General features: G+C 54.0%; 16 protein-coding genes and 1 pseudogene. 13 read left to right on the forward strand and 4 right to left on the reverse strand.

All coding sequences use genetic code 11. From position 1 onward, the window contains the following. Positions 1-24 precede the first annotated feature (24 nt). The 11 genes and pseudogenes from solA to M3194_RS24400 all read left to right on the forward strand — a co-directional run bounded on the left by solA (position 25) and on the right by M3194_RS24400 (position 13892). Positions 25-1123 (forward strand): annotated as a pseudogene (solA, locus tag M3194_RS24345) (N-methyl-L-tryptophan oxidase). A 32-nt stretch (positions 1124-1155) separates the two neighbouring features. Next, entirely contained in the window at positions 1156-1650 is a 495-nt protein-coding gene (locus M3194_RS24350) for a DinB family protein (protein WP_251656692.1), read from the forward strand. Further along, positions 1650-2978, forward strand: coding sequence for an LLM class flavin-dependent oxidoreductase (locus M3194_RS24355; protein ID WP_251656693.1), 1329 nt, complete (start codon positions 1650-1652; stop codon positions 2976-2978). Before M3194_RS24350 ends, M3194_RS24355 begins: the two co-directional genes overlap by 1 nt. 32 nt (positions 2979-3010) lie before the next feature. Then, complete coding sequence (locus M3194_RS24360; protein ID WP_251656694.1) at positions 3011-4204, forward strand: M20 metallopeptidase family protein; 1194 nt, start codon at positions 3011-3013, stop codon at positions 4202-4204. A 229-nt stretch (positions 4205-4433) separates the two neighbouring features. Continuing rightward, entirely contained in the window at positions 4434-5777 is a 1344-nt protein-coding gene (locus M3194_RS24365) for an LLM class flavin-dependent oxidoreductase (protein ID WP_251656695.1), read from the forward strand. Positions 5778-5795: 18 nt separating this feature from the next. Beyond that, the gene (locus M3194_RS24370; RefSeq protein WP_251656696.1) at positions 5796-7466 is read left to right on the forward strand and encodes an ABC transporter substrate-binding protein; all 1671 of its coding nucleotides are present in this window, start codon (positions 5796-5798) and stop codon (positions 7464-7466) included. Positions 7467-7487: 21 nt separating this feature from the next. Next, positions 7488-8408 carry an ABC transporter permease gene (locus M3194_RS24375; RefSeq protein ID WP_251656697.1) on the forward strand — a complete coding sequence of 307 codons (921 nt, stop codon included), beginning with the start codon at positions 7488-7490 and terminating at the stop codon, positions 8406-8408. Positions 8409-8437: 29 nt separating this feature from the next. Beyond that, complete coding sequence (locus M3194_RS24380; RefSeq protein WP_251656698.1) at positions 8438-9331, forward strand: ABC transporter permease; 894 nt, start codon at positions 8438-8440, stop codon at positions 9329-9331. Between the two features lie 15 nt (positions 9332-9346). Beyond that, positions 9347-11374: an ABC transporter ATP-binding protein gene (locus M3194_RS31340; RefSeq protein WP_285889534.1), complete on the forward strand. Its 2028-nt coding sequence runs from the start codon at positions 9347-9349 to the stop codon at positions 11372-11374. Beyond that, positions 11353-12837 carry a DHA2 family efflux MFS transporter permease subunit gene (locus M3194_RS24395; protein WP_251656699.1) on the forward strand — a complete coding sequence of 495 codons (1485 nt, stop codon included), beginning with the start codon at positions 11353-11355 and terminating at the stop codon, positions 12835-12837. Before M3194_RS31340 ends, M3194_RS24395 begins: the two co-directional genes overlap by 22 nt. Beyond that, on the forward strand, positions 12834-13892 hold the full coding sequence (locus M3194_RS24400; RefSeq protein WP_251656700.1) for an LLM class flavin-dependent oxidoreductase: 1059 nt from the start codon (positions 12834-12836) through the stop codon (positions 13890-13892). Before M3194_RS24395 ends, M3194_RS24400 begins: the two co-directional genes overlap by 4 nt. A 383-nt stretch (positions 13893-14275) precedes the next feature. On the opposite strand, the gene M3194_RS24405 is transcribed toward M3194_RS24400, so the two are convergent. The 4 genes from M3194_RS24405 to M3194_RS24420 all read right to left on the reverse strand — a co-directional run bounded on the left by M3194_RS24405 (position 14276) and on the right by M3194_RS24420 (position 19332). Next, positions 14276-15730, reverse strand: coding sequence for a glycoside hydrolase family 32 protein (locus tag M3194_RS24405; RefSeq protein WP_251656701.1), 1455 nt, complete (start codon positions 15728-15730; stop codon positions 14276-14278). Positions 15731-15745: 15 nt separating this feature from the next. Further along, positions 15746-17362 (reverse strand): ABC transporter substrate-binding protein, encoded by a 1617-nt coding sequence (locus M3194_RS24410; RefSeq protein ID WP_251656702.1) that lies wholly within the window; start codon positions 17360-17362, stop codon positions 15746-15748. 21 nt (positions 17363-17383) lie between these two features. Beyond that, positions 17384-18265, reverse strand: coding sequence for a carbohydrate ABC transporter permease (locus tag M3194_RS24415; protein WP_251656703.1), 882 nt, complete (start codon positions 18263-18265; stop codon positions 17384-17386). A gap of 131 nt (positions 18266-18396) precedes the next feature. Then, on the reverse strand, positions 18397-19332 hold the full coding sequence (locus tag M3194_RS24420) for an ABC transporter permease (protein WP_251656704.1): 936 nt from the start codon (positions 19330-19332) through the stop codon (positions 18397-18399). 206 nt (positions 19333-19538) lie between these two features. Between M3194_RS24420 and M3194_RS24425 the strand changes: the two genes are divergently transcribed. Both M3194_RS24425 and M3194_RS24430 read left to right on the forward strand, forming a co-directional pair. Next, entirely contained in the window at positions 19539-20522 is a 984-nt protein-coding gene (locus M3194_RS24425) for a LacI family DNA-binding transcriptional regulator (RefSeq protein WP_251656705.1), read from the forward strand. A 58-nt stretch (positions 20523-20580) separates the two neighbouring features. Further along, positions 20581-21543, forward strand: a complete 963-nt coding sequence (locus M3194_RS24430; RefSeq protein WP_311291975.1) for a carbohydrate kinase family protein — start codon at positions 20581-20583, stop codon at positions 21541-21543. The last annotated feature ends 17 nt before the right edge of the window (positions 21544-21560 follow it).

A 21560-nucleotide genomic window follows, 5' to 3' on the forward strand; every position in this document is an offset into this window, starting at 1 on the left:
GTCATCGTGGTTGGAGCAGGCTCGATGGGGATGAGCGCGGGTTATCAGCTGGCACGGCGCGGCGTTAAGACACTGCTGCTTGATGCCTTTGATCCGCCTCATCCGGAGGGCAGTCATCACGGCGAGCCCCGGCTGATCCGTCATGCTTATGACGGAGGCGAGACTTATGTCCGGCTGGCTTTGCGGGCAGATGAGTTCTGGCGGGAGGCAGAAGCAAGGACGGGGAGCAAGCTGCTCGAACGTTCTGGAGTGCTGAATCTGGCGGATCCGGATGTTTATTCGTTTCAGGGGAAACGAACGGATTCGGAGGGGCTTGGCGTAGTGACCGAGCTGCTGCAGGCGGATGAAGTGCAACACCGCTGGCCGGGGCTGACGCTCCCGGAACGGTATCAAGCGTTGTATGAACCGGATGCGGGTTATCTGTTCAGCGAGCAATGCGTCGCCGCGTATAAGCAGCTGGCGCTTGCGAGCGGCGCGCATCTGGAAGTGAATACGCCCGTCCGGGGTATTACCGCGCAAGAAGGAAGCGTTATTGTCCATACCTCCAAAGGCGACTATGCGGCCGGTTCCGTTATTCTGAGCGCGGGTGCTTGGTTCAAGACTTTGAAGCCTTTCGTCACGCTGCCGATCCGGCCGGTAAGAAAGGTCGTCGGTTGGTTCGAAACGAATGGCCCGGCTTACGATGCCGGACGTTTTCGGGTTTACGCTGGGGACGGGGCAAGGCGGTTATTACGGTTTCCCAAGCATCGGCGGAGCGGGGCTGAAGATTGGCCGTCATGACGGCGGCGTTCCTTGGCAGCCGGGCGAGACACCGGCACCGTTCGGAGCTTATCCCGATGACGAAGGCGATTTAAGAAGCGCGCTGGAAGCATTTATGCCGGGTGCGGCAGGCAGACTGCTGCAAAGCGCGGTTTGCAAATACGAGCTAACGCCGGACGAACGTTTTCTGATCGACCGTCATCCGGAGCATCCGCAGGTTATTATAGCCGGCGGCTTCTCCGGGCACGGATTCAAATTTTCGAGCGCGGTAGGCGAGCTGTTGGCTGATCTGGTTCAAGGTTTTGATTCTGAACGGGATCTAAGCCTATTCTCGCTCTCGCGCTTCACGCAGGAACCGGCCTAGTGCCGGGATGCCCATATAACGGAGGGATTCTAATGAGTGCAATCAATATTCAAGCTTATTTAGATACGCATCTGGAGCTGACTCAGGCGATCGCGGGATTAGATGAGGTTAAGCTGAAATGGAAAGAAACCGAAGCCAAATGGAGCGTAACCGAGGTGCTCTCCCATCTGGCCGATCACAATATTGTAGTGTCCTTCCGCATCCGCGACATTCTTGCGGATACGAAGGCGCAGCTTCCTGCCTTTAATCAGGATCTTTGGGTGTCCGGCCAGCATTCCAATGACGGCAATGCATCCGATATTCTGAACGTGTTCTGGGCGCTGCTGCAGTACAACGGTCTGCTGTTTGGCCGCTTGAGCGAGCAGGATCTGGATAAAACGGGCATCAACTTCAAGGGCGAGACGGTCCGCGTCCGCGACATTATTCAAGGCTTCTCGAAGCATGTCCATCATCATCTCGGGCAAATCAACCGGATTAAAACAGCTTACCAAGCTCAAAGCCAGGTAGCGCAAGGAGGCAATGTATAATGGCGGCACGCAGACAATTAAAGCTAGGCGCGATGCTTCATGGCGTCGGCAGCAGCACTTCGCTTTGGAGACATCCGGAGATTCCGTCCGATGCAAGCGTGAACTTCGAGCTGTACAAATCGTGGGTAGAGAAAGCCGAAGCCGGCAAGTTTGATTTGGCCTTTATCGCCGACGGTCTTTATATCAACGAAAAATCCATCCCCCATTTCCTGAACCGCTTCGAGCCAATTACGATTCTGAGCGCGCTCGCTGCAGTGAGCAATCATATCGGCCTTGTTGGTACATTGTCCACTTCATACAGCGAGCCGTTTACGGTCGCGCGCCAGTTCGGATCGCTTGATGTCATCAGCGGCGGCCGCGCAGGCTGGAATATCGTTACCTCCCCGCTTGAAGGCTCCGCTCTGAACTACGGCAAGAAGGAGCATCCGGATCATGACAAGCGTTACCGGATCGCGACGGAATATCTGGAAGTGACGCGCGGCCTCTGGGATTCCTGGGAGGATGATGCGTTTGTCCGCGACAAAGAATCCGGCGTATTCTTTGACCCGGCCAAGATGCACGCGCTGAATCACGAAGGCGAGTTCTTCTCGGTTAAAGGTCCTCTTAACATTGCCCGCTCGAAGCAGGGGCATCCGGTTATTTTCCAGGCTGGCGCATCGGAGGTCGGCAAGGATTATGCCGCGAAGCATGCGGATGCCATCTTCACCGGCCATGATTCGGTTGAAGACGCGGCCGCGTTCTACCAGGACGTGAAGCGCCGCGCGGCGGCGTTCGGACGCAATCCGGATCATGTGCTGGTCTTCCCTGGCATCGGTCCGATTATCGGCAGCACGGAGGAAGAGGCGGAGCGCAAATATCAGGAGGTTGTGGATCTGGTATCGGCGGAAAATGCATTGATCTACATGGGACGTTTCTTCGAGCATCATGATTTCTCCCAATACGATCTGGATGCGCCGTTCCCCGAGCTGGGAGATCTCGGCCGCAACAGCTTCCAAAGCGGTACCGACAAGATCAAAGCCAATGCGAAGGAGAAGGGGTTAACGCTGCGTCAAGTGGCTTTGCAGGTGGCCACTCCTCGTCCGATCTTCATCGGCACGCCAGAGCAGGTAGCCGACCGTGTGCAGGAGTGGTTTGAAGCCGGCGCTGCCGACGGATTTATGGTGGGTTCTTCGGTGCCCCATGGCCTTGAAGATTTCATTGAGCAAGTCGTGCCGATTCTGCAGGCTCGCGGCTTGTTCCGCACCGAATACGAAGGCGATACGCTGCGCGGCAATCTTGGCCTGCCGATTCCGGGCAACCGTTATACGAAAGCGGCTGAGCACGTTTGAGTCTAAATAGGAATACGGCAGCAATAGCTGAGATGATGGCGTATGCAGGCTCGCTGCATGAGGAGCTTGTCGCGATTCGCCGCGATCTGCACCGCCATCCGGAGCTGCTGTACGACACGGATCGTACAGCGGCATTAGTCGCGCGGCTGCTGCAAGAATGGGGGATCGACGTCCGAACGGGCGTCGGCCCCCATTTTGGCAAAGGCGTAGTTGGAGTGCTGCGCGGAGGCCTGGATGGCGGCAGGACGATCCTGCTGCGAGCGGATATGGATGCTCTTCCGATCGCGGAATTAAACGAGATTGATTATAAATCTATAACGCACGGCATCATGCATGCCTGCGGCCATGATGCGCATACGGCGATGCTGCTTGGCGCTGCCAAGACGCTTGCGGCTTACCGGGAGAGCTTCGCCGGGGAAATCCGGTTTGTCTTCCAGCCCGCCGAAGAAGGGGCGCTGCCAAGTCCCCTTGACGGCAGGCTGCTCTCCGGCGGGAGGGATATGATCGAGGCGGGAATACTTCAAGGCGTTGACCGCTGTTATGCCCTGCATGTATGGCCGGAGCTTGATGCGGGAACGATTGGCGTCCATCCGCAATACGCGATGGCGGCTTCCTCCCATTTCCAAGTGACGTTCCGCGGGACTAACGGGCATCACAGCTCACCTCATCTCGCGGCGGATGCCATTCAGATGACGGCAGCTTATATTGCCGGCGTGAATGGCATGATGGCGAATAGTATTGACCCTCTTGAGCAGGCCGTGCTTGCGTTCGGAACGCTGCGTGCCGGCACCGTTATTAACGCAATTGCCGAGCAGAGCGTCCTTACGGGAACGTTCCGTGCCTTCAGCAAGCAGACGGTTGCCGCGATTACGGCGGGGCTGGAAAGACACGCGCAAGCAGCATCTCTTTCCTACGGCGGAAGCTATGATATTGTGCTGCGCGAGGGGATCGCTGTCGTAAACGACAGCAAAGCGATTGAAGAGGTTATCCGCGCGGCTACTTCCGTGCTTGGGAGGGAGAACGTGCTGACGCAGCTTGAGCCAAGTCTTGCCGGAGAGGACTTCGGCTGGTATCTGGACCAAGTGCCGGGAGCGTTTGTGCTGCTGGGCTGCCTGAATGAAGAGTTCGGGCAACAGGAGGGGCTGCATCGTCCACGCTTCAATCTGGACGAGGCTATTCTTGTTCACGGTACCAGACTGCTAGTTCAGCTTGCTGCAGGATCATAGAGATGAAGCAACGCCAAACGCCAACCGGCGCTTGGTGTTTTTTTGCCTTTTAAGGCCTGACCCATAGATGATTACTAACAGTCGATAGAAGACATTTATATGATATTGTGCTGCCGGTAGCCGGATGTTAGAGTATTGCCAAGATAAATTCCTATTAAACAGATGGGATATGTTACTATACCGGAACTTTATTGAATCAGACAAAAATTTGGATAAGGGTGGAGTGTATATGTCAAAGAGAAAAGCGTTGAAATTAGGAGCTATTATTCATGGCGTTGGAGGAAGCAGCTCAGGCTGGAGACATCCCGATATTCCGGCGGACGCAAGCGTCAATATCGGTTTCTATAAGCAGCAGGCGCTGAAGGCGGAAGAAGGCAAGTTCGACTTCCTCTTTATTGCGGACGGTCTATACATTACGGAGAAATCCATTCCCCACTTCTTGAACCGCTTCGAGCCCATTACGATTCTGTCGGCACTTGGCGCCGTTACATCCAACATCGGTCTAGTGGGAACCTTATCGACTTCGTACAGCGAGCCGTTTACGGTAGCCCGTCAATTCTCGTCCATCGATCATATCAGCGGCGGCCGCGCGGGCTGGAATGTGGTTACTTCCCCGCTTGAAGGCAGCGCGCTTAACTTTGGAGGCAAGCAGCATCCCGAGCATAGCGAGCGTTACCGGATTGCGGAAGAATACTTGGAGGTTGCAAAAGGCTTGTGGGATTCCTGGGAGGATGACGCTTTTGTCCGCGACAAAGAAAGCGGCGTGTTCTTCGATCCGGAGAAGCTGCACCGGTTGAATCACCAAGGTCAATTCTTCTCGGTTCAAGGACCGCTGAACATCGCGCGCTCGAAGCAGGGCCAGCCCGTTGTATTCCAGGCAGGATCGTCCGAAAGCGGCCGTAATCTGGCTGCCAAAACAGCGGATGCCGTATTTACGGGTCCCGAGTCGCTTGAGGATGCGAAGGAATTCTACCGCGATGTGAAACGCCGTATCGCCGAGAATGGCCGAAACCCGGAGCATACGCTTATTTTCCCTGGCATCGGGCCAATTATCGGTCGCACGCAGGAAGAGGCGGAAGAAAAATACCGTCAAATTGCGGATCTGGTTACGGTCGAGAAAGCGCTCGACCACTTGGGAAGATTTTTCGAGCATCATGACTTCTCGCAATATGAGCTGGATGCGCCGTTCCCGGACCTTGGCGATTTCGGCTCAAACAGCTTCCGCAGCACAACCGACCGGATCAAGCGCCGCGCCAAGGAGCAAGGGCTTACGCTGCGTGAAGTCGCTCTGCAGGCGGCAACTCCGCGCAACGCTTTTATCGGAACGCCGGAATTTGTGGCCGATCGGGTGCAGGAGTGGTTTGAAGAGGAAGCGGCGGACGGATTCATTATTGCATCGGCTACGCCGCGCGGCCTGGATGATTTTGTCGAGCTGGTCGTACCGATTCTGCAGGAGCGCGGATTGTACCGTACCGAATATGAAGCAGATACGCTTCGCGGCAATCTGGGCATTCCTGTTCCGGAGAACCGTTATACCGCAGCCCGCAAACAAGCCGGCGTTACCGTTAACTAACCCATTAGGAGAGATACCATGAATAGAAATGGATTCGTAAGAAGACCTATCCGGACTTCGGCTGCCTTGCTGCTTGCGCTAACACTGGTCCTGTCAGCATGCGCGTCGAATAAAGGAAGCAACAATAACGGCAGCCAGCCGGCTGCCCAGCAGTCGGATACGCCAGCGGTTACCGAAGCGAAGCAAGGAGGGGAGCTGACTTACGCGCTCGCCACTTCGCCGGATTCGCTTGATCCTCATCGCAGCGGCTTGGCCGTTGCGGTGCGCGTTATCCGCACCATCTACGATTCGCTGGTCGTACAGCTTCCGGACAATTCCATTAAGCCGTGGCTTGCCACTTCGTGGGAGATCTCGGATGACGGACTGAGCTATACCTTCAAGCTTCGCCAGGACGTGAAGTTCCAGGACGGCACGCCGTTTAACGCCGAAGCGGTCAAATATAACTTCGACCGTATTCTCGACCCGGCCACGAAAGCAGCCAATGCGGCAGCGTTGCTCGCACCGTACCAGTCGTCGGAAGTGATCGACCAATATACGGTTAAGCTGAACCTGGCTACCCCTTCACGCGCTTTCCTTGGCAACCTGAGCCAGGCGCTGCTTGGCATCGTATCCCCGACGGCCGCGAAAAAGGACGGTGACCAGTTTGGTCTCAATCCCGTTGGCACGGGACCCTTCAAGTTTGTGAAATGGGAACAAAATGCCCAAATCCAGGTTGCGAAAAACCCTGATTATAAATGGGCGCCGGAGCTTGTAACGAATACAGGCGCGCCATATCTGGACGGCATTACTTTTAAAATTGTCCCTGAGGAGGCTACCCGGATCGGAAGCGTGCAGAGCGGTCAGGTGCTCGCGGCAGAGACCGTTCCTCCGCAAAATATCGTGGCCCTGAAAGGCGATTCGAAGGTTCAGCTGCTTGAAGCCAATACGGTTGGTCTGCCTTATACGCTATTCTTCAATCAGGAGCATGCCCCATGGGATGATGTGAAGGCAAGACAGGCGGTACAGCTGGCCGTTGACATCGACAGTATCGTGAAGACTCTTTATCTCGGTACATACGACCGCGCTTGGTCGCCGCTTACACCGGGCACCTTCGGCTATGATCCAACGCTTGAGAACGGCGTGAAGCCTGATTTGGAGAAGGCGGGCGCGCTGCTTGACGAGATTGGCTGGGTAAAAGGCGCGGACGGTATCCGGGAGAAGGCGGGCAAGAAGCTTACCTTGCATTACGTGGACGGCACGCCAAACCGCGAGAAGCGCAACGATATCGCGGTTATTATCCAGCAGCAGCTGAAGGCTCTCGGCATTGCCGTTGAAGTGGAGATTACGAAGGATGTCCGGACGGTCGTGTATACGAACGGCGATTACGATCTTTATGGCAACAGCCAGGTGAACTCCGATCCAAACGCGCTGTATCCGTTCTATCACACGACCGATCCGAAAGCCCAGAAGTCGCTCACCCGTTTGTCCAATCCCGAGATCGACAAGCTGCTTGAGCAAGGACGCGTGGAAACGGACGATACCAAACGCGCGGACATTTATAAGCAAATTCAGAAGTATATCATCGACCAGGCTGTCATTCTTCCGGTTTACGTATTCCCCTATACGGTAGCGGCGGATAAATCCGTGCAAGGACTTGTGTTCGATTCGCTGGGTTACCCGTTATTTAACGGAGTCTCGATCCATTCTTAAATTCAAGGGAGGCGGCTCGCCATGTTTATCGCCCAACGCATTCTCTCCTCCTTGCTAGTCATCGCTGGCAGTCTGGTGCTGGTATTCGCGATTCTGTACGTGCTTCCCGGCGACCCGACGGACAACATGATTGATCCGTCGGTTGCCACAGCCGAGCAGATAGCCAGTCTGAAGCAACAGCTTGGCGTTGACCAGCCCTTCTATATTCAGTTCACCCGTTATATAAACGATATGGTTCGGGGCGATTTCGGCAGCTCTCTACTGAATTCCGAGCCGGTATTGGATAAAATACTGGAGCATTTCCCCGCAACCCTGGCGCTGACGGCGGCAAGCGCGCTGGTCTCGGTTACGATCGGCCTTGTCCTCGGCGTGCTGTCCGCTATCCACCGTAACGGCCCCATTGATTTCATTGCCCGCCTCGTCGGATTGTTCGGCATCTCGATGCCGACCTTCTGGTCGGGCATTCTGCTTATTGTGCTGTTCAGTCTTCAGCTTGGCTGGTTCCCTGCCATGGGCTCTGACGGATGGAAGACGATTGTGCTTCCGGCGCTCACGCTTGGCATTGTTGGAGCCGGCTTTATTGTAAGGATGGTGCGCAGCAGCATGCTCGACATTATCGATGAGCATTTCATGCTGACGCTGCGTTCCAAAGGATTATCCGAGCGGGCTGTAATGTATAAGCATGCGCTGCGCAACGCGCTGATCCCCGCGGTGACGATGATTGGCATGCTGATCGGGGAGATGCTTGCGGGAACGGTTGTTATCGAGACCGTATTCTCCCGCCAAGGCATCGGACGGATTATCGGGGATGCCTTGATGGCGAAGGATCTGCCGGTTGTGCAGGGCGTTATCTTTTTCACCGCGGTAATCTATGTCCTGGTGAACCTGCTGGTTGATTTGTCGTATTCGGTTATCGACCCGAGAGTCAGGCGTTCTGCATGAGGACAAAAGGAGAAAGGAGCTGAGAACCTATGCGTGAAGCGGCTACGGCTAGTACAATCCGGTACAAAAGAAGCGGCAGACGGTTCGCCGCAATCCGGTTCAAACAAGTTACGGCTAACAATCTGTTCCTGCTTGCAGCGGCAGTGATCATTCTGTTTATCGCGGCCTGCGCGGTTGTGCCGTCCTTCATTGCCCCTTATTCGCCTACCGAGATGTTAACGGACAGCATTATGCAGCCGCCTAGCGCGGCGCATCCGTTCGGAACGGATTATTTCGGCCGGGATATATTCAGCGTTGTTGTATACGGCAGCAGAGATTCCCTGTTTATCGGTTTCGCTTCCGTTCTTGTCGGAGGGCTGGCGGGCGGCGCTATTGGCGCTTTGTCCGGTTATGCGGGAGGCTGGATTGACGCGGTGCTGATGCGCTTCAACGACATTCTGATGACAATCCCCGGCATTCTGCTTGCGCTGGCTATCGCGGGCGCGCTTGGCAAAAGCCTGTTTAACATTGTGCTGGCCGTGGCCGTAGCCTCGATACCGGGTTATGCGCGCATTATGCGTTCCCAGATTATGAGCATTAAAGGGCGGACTTTTATTCTGGCTTCTCAGGCCGCAGGTGCTTCGCCGCTTCATATTTTCTGGAAGCATGTACTGCCCAATTCGCTTTCTCCGCTGCTAGTTATGGCGACTATCGGAATAGGGACATCCATTCTGACCGGTTCGGGGCTTAGCTTTCTTGGTCTTGGCGTTCTGAAGGAAGTCCCGGACTGGGGAACCCTGCTGTCGCAGGGCCGGGGGTATTTGACGGTCGCGTGGTGGATTTGTACCTTCCCGGGACTTGCCATCACGATGTTTGTGCTGTCGGTTAATATGATTGGCGACCGGCTGAGAGATCAGCTGGATCCGAAGAAAAGCGCGAGATAGGAAGGGGGAACCGTATTGGAAGCTTTGTTAGATATCCAGGAGCTGTCGGTTGGTTTCCGGACGAAAAATGGCTTGCTGGAGGCCATTACGGATATATCCTTCTCGATACGGCCTGGAGAAACCGTCTGCCTTGTTGGCGAGTCCGGCAGCGGCAAGACGGTTGCTTCCAAGGCCATTATGCGGCTGATCGATTACGAGAATGGCTCGATTACCCGCGGAAGCATTGTCCTGCGGGGACGTGACATTGCGGCGCTGCCCGAAGCCGAGCTCCGGCAATTACGCGGGAAGCGGGTAGCCATGGTCTTCCAGGAGCCAATGGCTGCGTTTGACCCGGTCTTCACGATCGGTCAGCAAATTGTCGAGACGATTATGCAGCATGAGCGAGTCAGCCGGCGTGAGGCGTGGGACAGGGGGATAGAGCTGCTCAGCCGCGTTGGCATACCGGAGCCAGCAATTCGCATGAAGCAATATCCCGGCGAATTGTCCGGCGGCATGCTTCAACGGGCGATGATTGCGATGGCGCTCTCCTGCAGTCCGGAACTGCTTATCGCCGATGAGCCAACAACGGCCCTTGACGTGACCATTCAGGCTCAAATCCTGAAGCTGCTGCAGGAATTGCAGCAGGAGCTTGGGATGTCTATTCTCCTTATTACTCATGATCTTGGCATTGCCGCCGAGGTGGCGGATCGTATTGTCGTCATGTACGCCGGCCGGATCGTCGAGCAGGGCACGGCGGCAGAGCTGTTTGCGAGGCCGCGTCATCCGTATACGAGAGGACTTCTGCAATCGATTCCTCCACTGGACAGCGTACGGGGAGAACGGCTCTATGCGATTCAAGGATCTATTCCGTCCTTAACGGCGCTGCCGGTTGGTTGTTTGTTTCATCCCCGCTGCGAGTATGCGACGGAGCGTTGCAAGGAGGAAGCTCCTCCGCTCGTCCAACGCGGCGGCAGCGGCGTGGCCTGTTGGCATGAGGAGCTGGTTGCCGCAACAGCCGTGAAAGAGATCCGTGCTAATCCGATCCGAGCGGAAGTGCTTGAAGGGAATTCAGCGGATGCTGTTACCCTCAAAGGCAGCGAGATTCTATTCGAAGCCGAGCATCTGCATAAATATTATCCGGTAAAGCGCAAAAGCTTCACCGCTCCCCGTACCTTCATCCGGGCGGTAGACGATGTCTCTTTCTCCATCCGTCGAAATGAAACGTTTGGCCTCGTTGGCGAATCGGGCAGCGGCAAATCGACGCTGGGCCGGGTGCTTTTGCAGATGGAGCAGGCTACTTCGGGCAAGGTATTGTTTCGGGGCAAGGATCTGGCCGGACTTAACGGCCCGAGGCTTCGCCCGTTAAGGAAGGATATGCAGGTCATCTTCCAGGATCCGTACGGCTCCTTGAATCCAAGATGGACGATCGGAGACAGTATTGCCGAGCCGCTTAAGGTACATGGCGCGTCGACGGCTAACGAGCGCAGGCAACGCGTGGAAGAATTGCTTCGTTTGGTTGGCCTTGATCCGGCAAGCGCGGGCAAATACCCGCATGAGTTCTCCGGCGGCCAGCGGCAGCGCATTGGCATTGCCCGGGCAATTGCGCTGAACCCAAGCTTTATTCTTGCCGATGAGGCGGTATCCGCCCTTGATGTGTCGGTTCAAGCCCAAATCGTAAATCTGCTTCAGGAGCTTCAGCAGAAGCTCGGGCTGACTTATTTGTTCATTGCCCACGGCCTGCAGATTGTAAGACATATCTCGGACCGGATCGGCGTTATGTACCTGGGCAAGCTGGTTGAGATTGCGCCTAGTGACGAGCTGTTCCGCCAGCCTGCTCACCCTTACACGAAGCTGCTTATCGACTCGATTCCGCAGCCCGTTCCGGGCCAGCACAGCAGCTCTGCCTTTATCCAAGGCGAAATACCATCGCCGGCCAATCCGCCAAGCGGCTGCCGGTTCCACCCCCGTTGCCCGTTCGCAACGGAAAGATGCAGGAAGGAGCAGCCGGATCTTCGCCCATTAGGCGAGGATCGTTTTGCGGCATGCCATTATACCCTTATATGAAGCAGACGGAGCAGCAAGAGCCGGCAGCGTCTACTCCGGCATTCTGGCCGGTGCTGGCAGCTATATTTATTGGTTCTTTTGTCGGGATGTACCATGTTGTTTCCCTCAACGTATCCCTTCCCGGATTTATCCGGATATTCGGCACAGAGCTGCAGACCGTCCAGTGGATGATGACGGGCTTTACGCTCGCTAGCGGCATTGTAATTCCGATAAGCGGTTATGCCATGGAAAGATTCGGCTGCAAGCGGGTGTTTCTATTTGCAATCGGCGGCATTACAGTCAGCTCGTTTCTATGTGCACAGTCTTGGAATATCGGAGCGCTTATTGCCTTTCGCATTATACAGGGATTATTCTGCGGACTCATTCAGCCGGTATCGCTCGCTTTAATTTACCGGACGGTCCGGGTGGAAAAGCAATCCTTCGCGCTTAGCGTATGGTCGTTCTCCACGGTGCTCGGGACGGCCATCGGCCCGTCGCTCAGCGGCTGGCTGCAAAGCTTTGACTGGCATCTTATATTCCTTATTACCGTACCGGTAGGAATTGCAGCTTGGATTGTTGGCGCGGTTGTCATTCCGAAGGATCTGGCCAATGGCCTCGCAAGATTGGATTGGCCAGGTTTGCTGCTCGCAACGGCAGGGAGCCTTGCGTTACTCCTGCTGTTCGGCAATATGAATGTTTGGGGCTGGGACAGCCTGCTTACCTGGACGATGCTGGTTGCCGGAATTGGCTGCTTTATCCTCTTTGCCTGGCAGGAACGCCGCAGCGACCATCCGCTATTGCAGCTTCGGCTGCTGCTTAACCCAAGGTTCTCGTTAAGTCTTATGGCATCGCTTATCTTATCGTTTGGCCTGTATTCGGTCGTATATTTCATGCCCTTGCTATTAGTGGAGATTAAGGGTTTATCCCCATTCCGGGTTGGTCTTCTGTTCCTGCCCGCAGCGGGATGCTTAACGGCTGCCACGTTTGCCGCGGGCAGGTGGTATCGCAAATTCGGGCCGGCAAAGCTCATTATGATCGGCTGTTCGATTCTGGTCGTAAGCACCTATTATTTCAGCCAAATGCCGCCGGAGACTAGTCTGGTAGCCATAATTATTTGGCTTGCCGTCCGCAATATCGGAACCGGTCTTGCCTCTACGCCTGCAACCAATGCAAGCATGTCCTCCGTTCCGCAGGAGTGGATCGGACATGCGTCGGCATTGCTCAATTGGCTAAGACAGGTGTTCAGCGCGATGGCGCTAGGCGTATGCACCTCCCTGTTTTATTGGCGGATGGGCATTCATCAGGCGGAAGCCGGCGGCGGAGGAGAGGGAACAAGCCAGTACCGCCTTGCTTACATGCATAGCATTCATGATGTCTTTCTTATATCCAGCATCATTGTCGCCTTCGCTATTCCGATAGCTTTGCTGTTAGGAAGACGCATGTCGGCAACGCTTACGACACCGAAGGAGAGTGAAAGCCTATGAAGTTTATATGGTTCAGCCTGGTCATGAATTTAAAAAATCCGGTGACGGGCGAGCATTTTACGACAAGCGAGAAAATCGAAAATATAATTAAACAGGCTGAGCTTACGGAAAAGCTGGGCTTTGACGGATACGGAATCGGGGAGCGGCATGGAGCGCCGTTCCTGTCCTCTTCGCCGCCGCTGCTGCTGACGGCGATTGCCGCAAGAACTTCACGTATCCGGCTGCTTACGGCCGTAACCGTCCTTAGCGTGCTGGATCCGGTACGGGTGGCGGAGGATTATGCGACCCTCGATCACCTGTCCGGCGGAAGGCTGGAGATGATTATCGGCAAGGGTAACGATCCCCGGCATTATCCGCTGTTCGGCATAACGGAGGAAGAGCAGTGGGATTCCATGGAGGAGCGGTACGAATTGCTGCGGCGTCTATGGCGGGAAGAGGAGGTCACCTGGCAAGGTCAGTACCGCCCGCCGCTTCATCAAGTGACTACGCAGCCAAGACCGCTGCAGAAGCCGATCCCGATCTGGCACGGGAGCGCGTCCAGCACCCGCTCCACCGAGCTTGCGGCCCGTTACGGCGAGCCGATATTTTCCTCGAACAGCTTCCATCCGCAGGCCAAGTATAAAGATCTTATCGATCATTACCGCGAGCGGCTGGCGTTCTACGGGCATGATCCGCAGAAAGCGGTCGTTGGCGCGGGTGCGGGCAGCTTATATATTGCGAATACGACGGAAGAGGCCATCAAGCGGTATCGCCCATACTATGAGGCATTCCAGGCGACGGCAGCGGCCCAGCATAACCAATCGCCGTTTACGTCGTTGGAGGATAATATCGCCAGAGGCCCGAGTCTAATCGGAAGTCCTGAGCAGATCATCGAGAAAATATTAAACTATCAGGCGGCCTTCGGCCACCAGGTATTATCTCTCAGCGTAGACGGCTTATCCGAAGCGGAGCAGCGGGAACAGATGGAGCGGTTCGCCGAGGACATTGCCCCCGTGCTGCGCCGGGAAGTGCCCAGCAGCTTGTGGGAGGAACAAGCGAAGGGGATTCCGGTTTAGCCCGAGCATAAGTAACCGACCGGCTCCTGGGAGACGGGAGACGTTAAGGTCCCTTAGGGGCCTTAACGCTGCAAATAAGGCACCGCATATAGAGATTAAGGTCCTTTATGGACCTTAACTATGTGCAATCGGCCGAAAATCGAGCAGTATTGGGGCTCCCGGGAGACTTTAAGAACCCTTAGGGACCTTAAAGCTGCAAATAAGGCACCGCATATAGAGGTTAAGGTCCTTTATGGACCTTAACTATGTGCAATCGGCCGAAAGCCGAGCAGTATTGGGGCTTCCGGGAGACTTTAATGTCCCTAAGGGACATTAACCGGTAGCTACGAAAAGGGAAAGGGCAGTAGCAAAGCCAATGGCTTTTGCTACTGCCCTTATATTTTTTATTTCGCCGCCAGTACGGTGAGGCTCGCAAGCTGTACCGTTCCGCCGCTCGCGAATAGTGTAATCTTCTGGCACGTCTGGTCCGGAAAGATCAGACTTGTCATTGCTGCCGTTCCGTCTGCGAGGAGGAGCTCAATGGATGCTGCATCAACTAGAATCCGCAGATTGAGGGAATCCGAAGGCTCCAGCTTCATCTGTTGAGGCTTCGCGAACATGTCGGAGAAGTCATGAGGTCCGGCATGCTCCCGCAGCAGGGTAATGACGCGCTCATCCGTGGAGTATTGAATCGTCGTGTACTGCTCTTCATTATGGTGAATAATGAGGCCGAATTCTTTTGCCTCAAGCGGCTCCGCTTCCAAGCGAAGCTCGAAGGCCTCCAGCGAGCACTCGATGACTTCCTTGCGGCCGTCGGCAAGCACAACATCCTTCACGGCAATCCTTTCATTGGAGAAGTAATTCTCCAGCTCTTGAACAGGGTGCTGGACGATTACGACATCGCCGTTCTCTCGGCGCTTCAAGCCAAGCGTTCTGGCCGCCGTCATCGAGCCTCTGAAGCCATTCGACGGAACGTGATTCGCATATCGCCAGTTGCTCATCCAAGCGATATAAATCCTTCGGCCGTCTTCGTCCGGAATATCCGAGAAGCTGACCCCTGCATAGTTGTCACGGCCGTAGTCCAGCCAGCGAAGTTCAGCGTCATCCGGTGTAAACACAGAGCCGTCAAAGGAACCAACAAAATACTGGGTTCGCGAACCTTCATTGTAGTCCGGGCTGTCGCCAACGCTGACCAGTAGCACCCACTTGCTCTCATCTGTCCCTTCTATCGTCAAAGGGAAGAGGTCGGGACATTCCCAGACGCCGCCGTGAAAGCCGATGTCGTCGCCAAACTCGCTTTCAAGCTTCCATGACTTTAAGTCTGGCGAGGAGTAAAGGGTGATGGTCTGGCCGGTTGCCAGCACCATTATCCACTTGCCGCTGTCTTTATGCCAGAATACTTTAGGGTCTCGAAAGTCTTCCTTATCTGCAAAGCGCAGCACCGGGTTACCCTCGTATTTCGTCCAAGTTCGGCCGTTGTCCCGGCTGTAAGCGAGGCTTTGCGTCTGGATGACCGGTTCGCCCTTCCCTTCGGAATGGCTTGTGAAGATGGCGACGAGTCCAGGTTCGTCCGGGAAGAAGCCGGTCGTATTGTGCCAGTCGACTACGGCACTGCCCGAGAAGATTGTACCGTTCTCATCGGGGTACAGAGCAATCTCTAATTCCTCCCATTGGACGAGATCCGTGCTAACGGCATGGCCCCAATGCATCGGCCCCCAAGTTGTTCCCTGAGGATGATATTGATAGAAGAGATGGTATTCGCCTTTAAAGAAGACAAGACCGTTCGGATCGTTGATCCAGTTCTGCTGCGGTGCAAAATGCCATAACGGCCGATATGAGCTTTTATTGATAGCTTCCAAGTAGACGTCCACCTTTTATGATTTGATATAGTTGTCGTAGCCGGTTTGCTTGATTTGCAGCCATTGGTCAAGGCCAAGGCGTTTCAGCTCTTTCAGGTAATCATTCCATTCCTCTTCTACCTTACCCGTCTTGATCCACTCCGCCCGTTTGCGGTTCACATAGGAGAACAGGTCAGTCTCAATGGTAGACAGCGACTTCTGGTCATCGAGCGAGAAGAAGATCTTCGGATAGTTATTGTCGGCAGTCATGTATGGAACGAGCTTTTCCTTCATAATATTCAGGCGCCAAGCGGCATCATCCGGCTTTGTTGTAAATTTCCCGTAGTACTCATCCAGAATGGCGAGCGGTCCACCGATATTGGTCTTCTGGCGAAGCTCTGCCGGTGCTGCTCCTTCAAGAGGGAGATGCTCCAGCATGCCCTTGGCTTCGTTAAATTTGAAAATGTTTTGCTGCGTTTCGTCCCCGTAAGTACCCCAGTTGTTCTGTACCGATTGTAGCGGATCATACAGCTGGTCGATCCATTTCGCCGTCAGCTCAACGTTTTTGTTCGCACTTGTGATAACCATGCGTCCACGGTCGAAGCCGTAGTTATTCGTGCGGGTGACGTTAACCTCCCCGGATGGGCCGGCAAGCGGCTGCATCAGATCGTATTTGTCGTTGCTGCCTGTAATATTGGCTTTATCCCAAGTGAAGTACAGGCCGTAGCGTTCATCCTGGCCTTTCGCGAGGAAAGTATTGTAATCCTGCTCGAAGGATTCCTCGTCGATCAGGTCGTTTGCGTAAAGATCATGCAAGTAGTTAACCGCGTCCTTGTAGCCGTCTTGATCGGCCGTAAATACAACCTTGCCGTCATTGGTTACAACGGTATGGTCGCCGTTGTCGCCAAGGCCAAAGGCGCCAAAGAGAAAGTTCAAATCCTCATTGCCGTTGTTCATGACGACGCTAAGCGGAATCTCATCCGCCTGGCCGTTGCCGTTTGGATCATCCTTTTTGAAAGCAAGCAGAACATTTTTCAGTTCTTCCGTAGTAGCAGGCATCTTCAGGCCAAGCTTGTTCAACCATTCCACGTTGATCCAGGGAATATCGTTGACGGAGTGGATGCTTTCCTTGCCGGCGCCAAGCTCTTCTATCCAAGGGAAGCTGTAAATATGACCATCAGGAGCGGTAATCATTGCTTTGTATTCGGGAGCCGCTTCGAGCACCTTTTGCAAATTCGGCATGTATTGGGTGATAACATCCTCCAGCGGGATGATCGTTTTGTCCGAGCCCAGCTTCAGCAGATCATAGTCGGAATAAGCTGCGTCCAGAATAGCGTCAGGCAGAGCGCCGCTTGCTACGGCTAAGTTTCTTTTCTCAACGAAAGAGTCCGAAGTGAAGTTCTTCCAATTAATATGAACGCCGGTTTTCTCTTCAAGCCGCTTGTAGATCAGCTTCTCGTTTGGATCGGTTGGGGCAAGCGGCGAGCTTTGAGTCATGAAGTTAAGCGTCACTTTCTCCTGAAGCGGGAAGGAGACATTCGTCAGATCGTAGCTCTTGGAAGCGGATGAGCCTTTGTCTCCGCCGCTGCCGCAGCCTGCGATCATCGAGATGGACAAAGCAAGCGCAGTTGCGGAATAAATCGTCTTTTTCATGGATTATTTCCCCCGTATAAGTTATTTGATGGAGCCGACCATAACGCCTTTCTCGAAGTATTTCTGGAAGAACGGATACATAATGATGAGCGGCAAACTGGAAACAACAATAGAAGAATACTTGATCATCTCGGACAGCTTCTTCAGCTCCGCCTGGGCGAGTATATCCGAGATCATGCCGGGATCAACCTGGTTCTGGATAAGGATCGACCGCAGAACAAGCTGCAGCGGGAACAGCTGTTTATTATCGAGATAGATCATGGCATCGAAATACGAATTCCATTGTCCAACAAACGCATACAGCGCCAGAACAAAGATAATCGGTTTGGACAACGGAAGGATAATCTGGAAAAAGAGCCTTTGATCCGTCGCGCCGTCAATCTGGGCGGCTTGATTCAGTTCCTTCGGAATGCCGGCGAAATAGGTTCTCGCCAGGATGATGTTGTACACGCTGACCGCGCCGGGCAGAATAATGGCCCAAATCGAGTTGAGCATATTGAGGTCCTTCACGACCAGATAGGTCGGAATCAGACCGCCGCTGATAAACATCGTAATGAGGAAGAAAATCATAAACAGTTTTTTGCCGACAAAGCCTTCAATGCTCAGCGGGTAGGCGGCAAAGACCGATACGACAACCGTTGCCAGCGCAAAACCCGTGGAATACAGGATGGCGTTCAGGAAGCCCTTTAGCATCGCGGCATTGCCCAATATTTTCTCGTACCCGGTTATGCTCCAATCGGAAGCGTTAAGGGACAAGCCCTTCGTCAGCAGCACATTAGGATTGAGAAAGGAGGCAAGGAGCACGTAAAGCAGCGGAAAGAGAACGATTAGCACGAGCAAGGCGAGCAGCACATAGGTGATAACGAGCAGAACGCGATCCCTTGGGGAATAATGAATGTCCATTTGAACCTCCTAAAAAGAATTGTCACACAAACAGCCTGGCAGGCTGTTCATGATGATTCTTGCTTCGAAAGCATGAGCTTAAAGAATTGTCACACAAACAGCCTGGCAGGCTGTTCGTGATGATTCAATTTTTAATATAGTCCTTCGCCTTCGTTCAGCCGCTTCACGACAGTGTTAACGAGGACGAGCAGGATGATGTTGATGAGCGAGTTGAATAATCCGATGGCAGTGGAGTAGGCGTAATCTCCGGACTGAAGACCAACCTTGTACACATAAGTCGCAATAATTTCCGAGGTTGGAGTATTAAGCGCCGTCTGCATCAGAAAAGCCTTCTCGTAGCCGATCGACATAATGCCGCCGGCCGCTAATATGAACAGAACGGCCATAACCGGCTTCAGCGTTGGCAGGTCGATATGCCAGATGCGCCGCAGGAGCGATGCGCCATCAACGGTTGCTGCGTCATGAAGCTGCGGATCCACGTTGGACAGGGCCGCGACATAAATAATGGAGGCCCAGCCTGCACCTTGCCAAATCCCCGACAGAATATAGACCGAGCGGAAGTAAGCAGGATCCGACATGAAGGAGATTGGCTTATCCGTAAACATCGTCACAAGCGAGTTGACAAGACCCGTAGGCGACATGAATACGAACAGCATGCCGGTAAGGACAACGACGGATATGAAGTTGGGCGCGTACAGGATCAGCTGAATATTTTTCTTGATCCTCGGACCTCTGAGCTGGTTAAGCATCAGCGCCAGCACAATCGGAACCGGGAAGCCCAGCAGGAGGCCGTAAACGCTTAGCTTCAGCGTGTTCATAAAGATGTCGTAGAAGTTAGGCGACGACAGGAAGCGGTGGAAGTTATCAAAACCGACCCACTCGCTTCCCATGATTCCTTTGAGCGGACTGAAATCTTTAAAGGCGATAATGGAGCCGTACATCGGGACGTATTTGAATACAATCGTGAGCACGACGGCCGGCAGAAGGAAGAGGTACAGCGCGTAATTTCTGAACACGTAATAAATCCAGCTTGGCTTTTGTTTTCTGCTAATGGATGTACTTGCCAAAAGTTAATGCCCCCTTAAGAGTACGCTTTCATTTGGATCTCGGAAAAGGATGCTAAACTCGTTTTCCCGATTTCAGGGCAATTATATGTCAACCGGATGACATATGTCAACCGGTTTCATAAATGCGCATTTTGTGGTTTAATCATATAGACATTAGGCTTATAATAGGTTCCATATAGTGGTATGACAGGAATGAGGTGAGACGAATGAACCCGAAAATAAGCGATGTCGCGGAGAAAGCCGGCGTATCCAAAACGACGGTGTCGCGGGTGCTCAACAACCGCGGTTATATCAGCCAGGAGACGAAAGACGCGGTATACGGCGCAATGAAGGAACTGAACTATTTTCCAAACGATGTCGCACGGTCGTTATTTAATAAAAAAACGAATCTGATCGGGCTTATTCTCCCGACGGTGAACAATCCGTTCTTCAGCGAGCTGGCCTTCTACATCGAGAGCATCTGCGCGGAGAAGGGGTATAAAGTCTTGCTCTGCAACAGCACCCATAGCAGGGAGAACGAGGAGCGGTATCTCGATATGCTTCTGCGCAATCAGGTGGACGGCATTATCGTATGTTCGTATAACCGGGGCTTTCACCATTACAATCACGGAAAAATGGCGGTTGTCGCAATCGACCATTACTTGGCCCCGTCTATTCCGGTGGTTGGTTCGGATAACTATAATGGCGGAAAGCTGGCAACAGAGCTGCTGCTCGCAAAGGGCTGCCGGAATATTGTCCATATTAACGGGCCGATTGAGCTGGAGACTCCGGCGAATTTGCGGCGCAAAGCTTATGAAGACGTGATCAGAGAGAACGGCCGCGAGCCCATCGTGTACGAGAACCGCCAGTCGTTCGAGCAGAAGGGGTATTCGAGCCTGTTCGATCAGATCTTCGCGGAGCATCCCGAAGTGGACGGCGTATTCGCCAGCGATGATCTGATCGCGTCGACGTTTATCCAGTTCGTCAAGAAAAAAGGACTGCGGATTCCGGAGGATATCAGGGTTGTCGGTTACGACGGCTCAGAGACGGTGCAAGCCTTCCTGCCGGAGCTGACGACGATTCAGCAGCCAATTAAGGACATTGCTTATGAATGCGTCCGGATTCTGTCGGAGCAGATCGACGGGGAGGCCGATCATGAAGCGGAGGAGCTTTATTTGCCGGTAAGTCTGCTGGAGCGGGAAACCACTTAGAGAGTGGTTTTCTTTTTAGGTTCTATGTCAACCGGTTATCATATTTGGGGAGAGAATAATTATGGCGGGGAATGTCATTTGTGTAGGCGAGCTGATCATTGATTTCTTCTGCATGGATATTGATGTGGATCTGATACATGGCGAGCAGTTTGTGAAAAAAGCCGGCGGAGCGCCGGCGAATGTCAGCGCGGCGATTGCCCGGCTTGGCGGGAGGTCCTCTTTTGCCGGGAAGGTTGGGGATGATCCGTTTGGGCATTATCTTAAGGCCGCGCTTGAAGAGGAGAAGGTCGATACCTCGATGCTTCTAATGGATGAGGAAGCGCGAACAACGCTTGCTTTCGTATCGCTGGAAGCAAGCGGGGAACGGGATTTTGTATTCAACCGCGGAGCGGACCGGCTTGTTGAGACCAATGAGATAGACCGTTCACGGTTATATGCTGCGTCTGTCCTTCATTTTGGCTCGGCTACCGCATTGCTCGACGATCCTTTCCGTTCAACCTATGTAGAACTCATGCAAGGCGCTGCCGAGAACGGATTTCCGTTTCTATCCTTTGATCCGAACTACCGCAAGGATCTGTGGGCAGGCAGAATGCCGGAATTCATCAAGCTTGCGCGGGAAGGAGCGGCTATCGCCGATCTGGTCAAGGTGAGCGAGGAAGAGCTGCATCTGATGACGGGTGAGGCGGATCGGACGGCTGCTGTAAGGTCGCTGCACGAGCTCGGAGCTAAGCGGGTATGCGTTACGCTCGGCAAGAACGGTACGCTGGTATCGGATGGCAGGGCTCTGGTGCAAGTACCGAGTATCCGGGTCCAATCCATAGATTCCACGGGTGCCGGTGACGCATTTGTCGGGGCTCTGCTGCAGAAGATCAGCGGGCTGAATGAGCCCAAGTCCGTCCCTTTCGAACAGCTTCTCTCCTTTGTGGAGTTTGCGAATAAAGTAGGGGCGATCGTCTGCACGAAGGTTGGCGCAATCGCGGCACTTCCGACTCTGGAGGAAGTGAATCGGTTCCGGGCATAAGAAAGAGGGAGGCAGCG

The organism is Paenibacillus glycanilyticus, assembly GCF_023715145.1.
Lineage (GTDB): Bacteria > Bacillota > Bacilli > Paenibacillales > Paenibacillaceae > Pristimantibacillus > Pristimantibacillus glycanilyticus_A.

Coding starts and splice junctions, on each gene's coding strand:
- M3194_RS24425 (WP_251656705.1), top strand. CDS start 19,539: ATGAACCCGAAAATAAGCGATGTCGCGGAGAAAGCCGGCGTATCCAAA.
- M3194_RS24370 (WP_251656696.1), top strand. CDS start 5,796: ATGAATAGAAATGGATTCGTAAGAAGACCTATCCGGACTTCGGCTGCC.
- M3194_RS24365 (WP_251656695.1), top strand. CDS start 4,434: ATGTCAAAGAGAAAAGCGTTGAAATTAGGAGCTATTATTCATGGCGTT.
- M3194_RS24395 (WP_251656699.1), top strand. CDS start 11,353: ATGCCATTATACCCTTATATGAAGCAGACGGAGCAGCAAGAGCCGGCA.
- M3194_RS24355 (WP_251656693.1), top strand. CDS start 1,650: ATGGCGGCACGCAGACAATTAAAGCTAGGCGCGATGCTTCATGGCGTC.
- M3194_RS24350 (WP_251656692.1), top strand. CDS start 1,156: ATGAGTGCAATCAATATTCAAGCTTATTTAGATACGCATCTGGAGCTG.
- M3194_RS24360 (WP_251656694.1), top strand. CDS start 3,011: ATGATGGCGTATGCAGGCTCGCTGCATGAGGAGCTTGTCGCGATTCGC.
- M3194_RS24415 (WP_251656703.1), bottom strand. CDS start 18,265: ATGGACATTCATTATTCCCCAAGGGATCGCGTTCTGCTCGTTATCACC.
- M3194_RS24400 (WP_251656700.1), top strand. CDS start 12,834: ATGAAGTTTATATGGTTCAGCCTGGTCATGAATTTAAAAAATCCGGTG.
- M3194_RS24410 (WP_251656702.1), bottom strand. CDS start 17,362: ATGAAAAAGACGATTTATTCCGCAACTGCGCTTGCTTTGTCCATCTCG.
- M3194_RS24380 (WP_251656698.1), top strand. CDS start 8,438: ATGCGTGAAGCGGCTACGGCTAGTACAATCCGGTACAAAAGAAGCGGC.
- M3194_RS24375 (WP_251656697.1), top strand. CDS start 7,488: ATGTTTATCGCCCAACGCATTCTCTCCTCCTTGCTAGTCATCGCTGGC.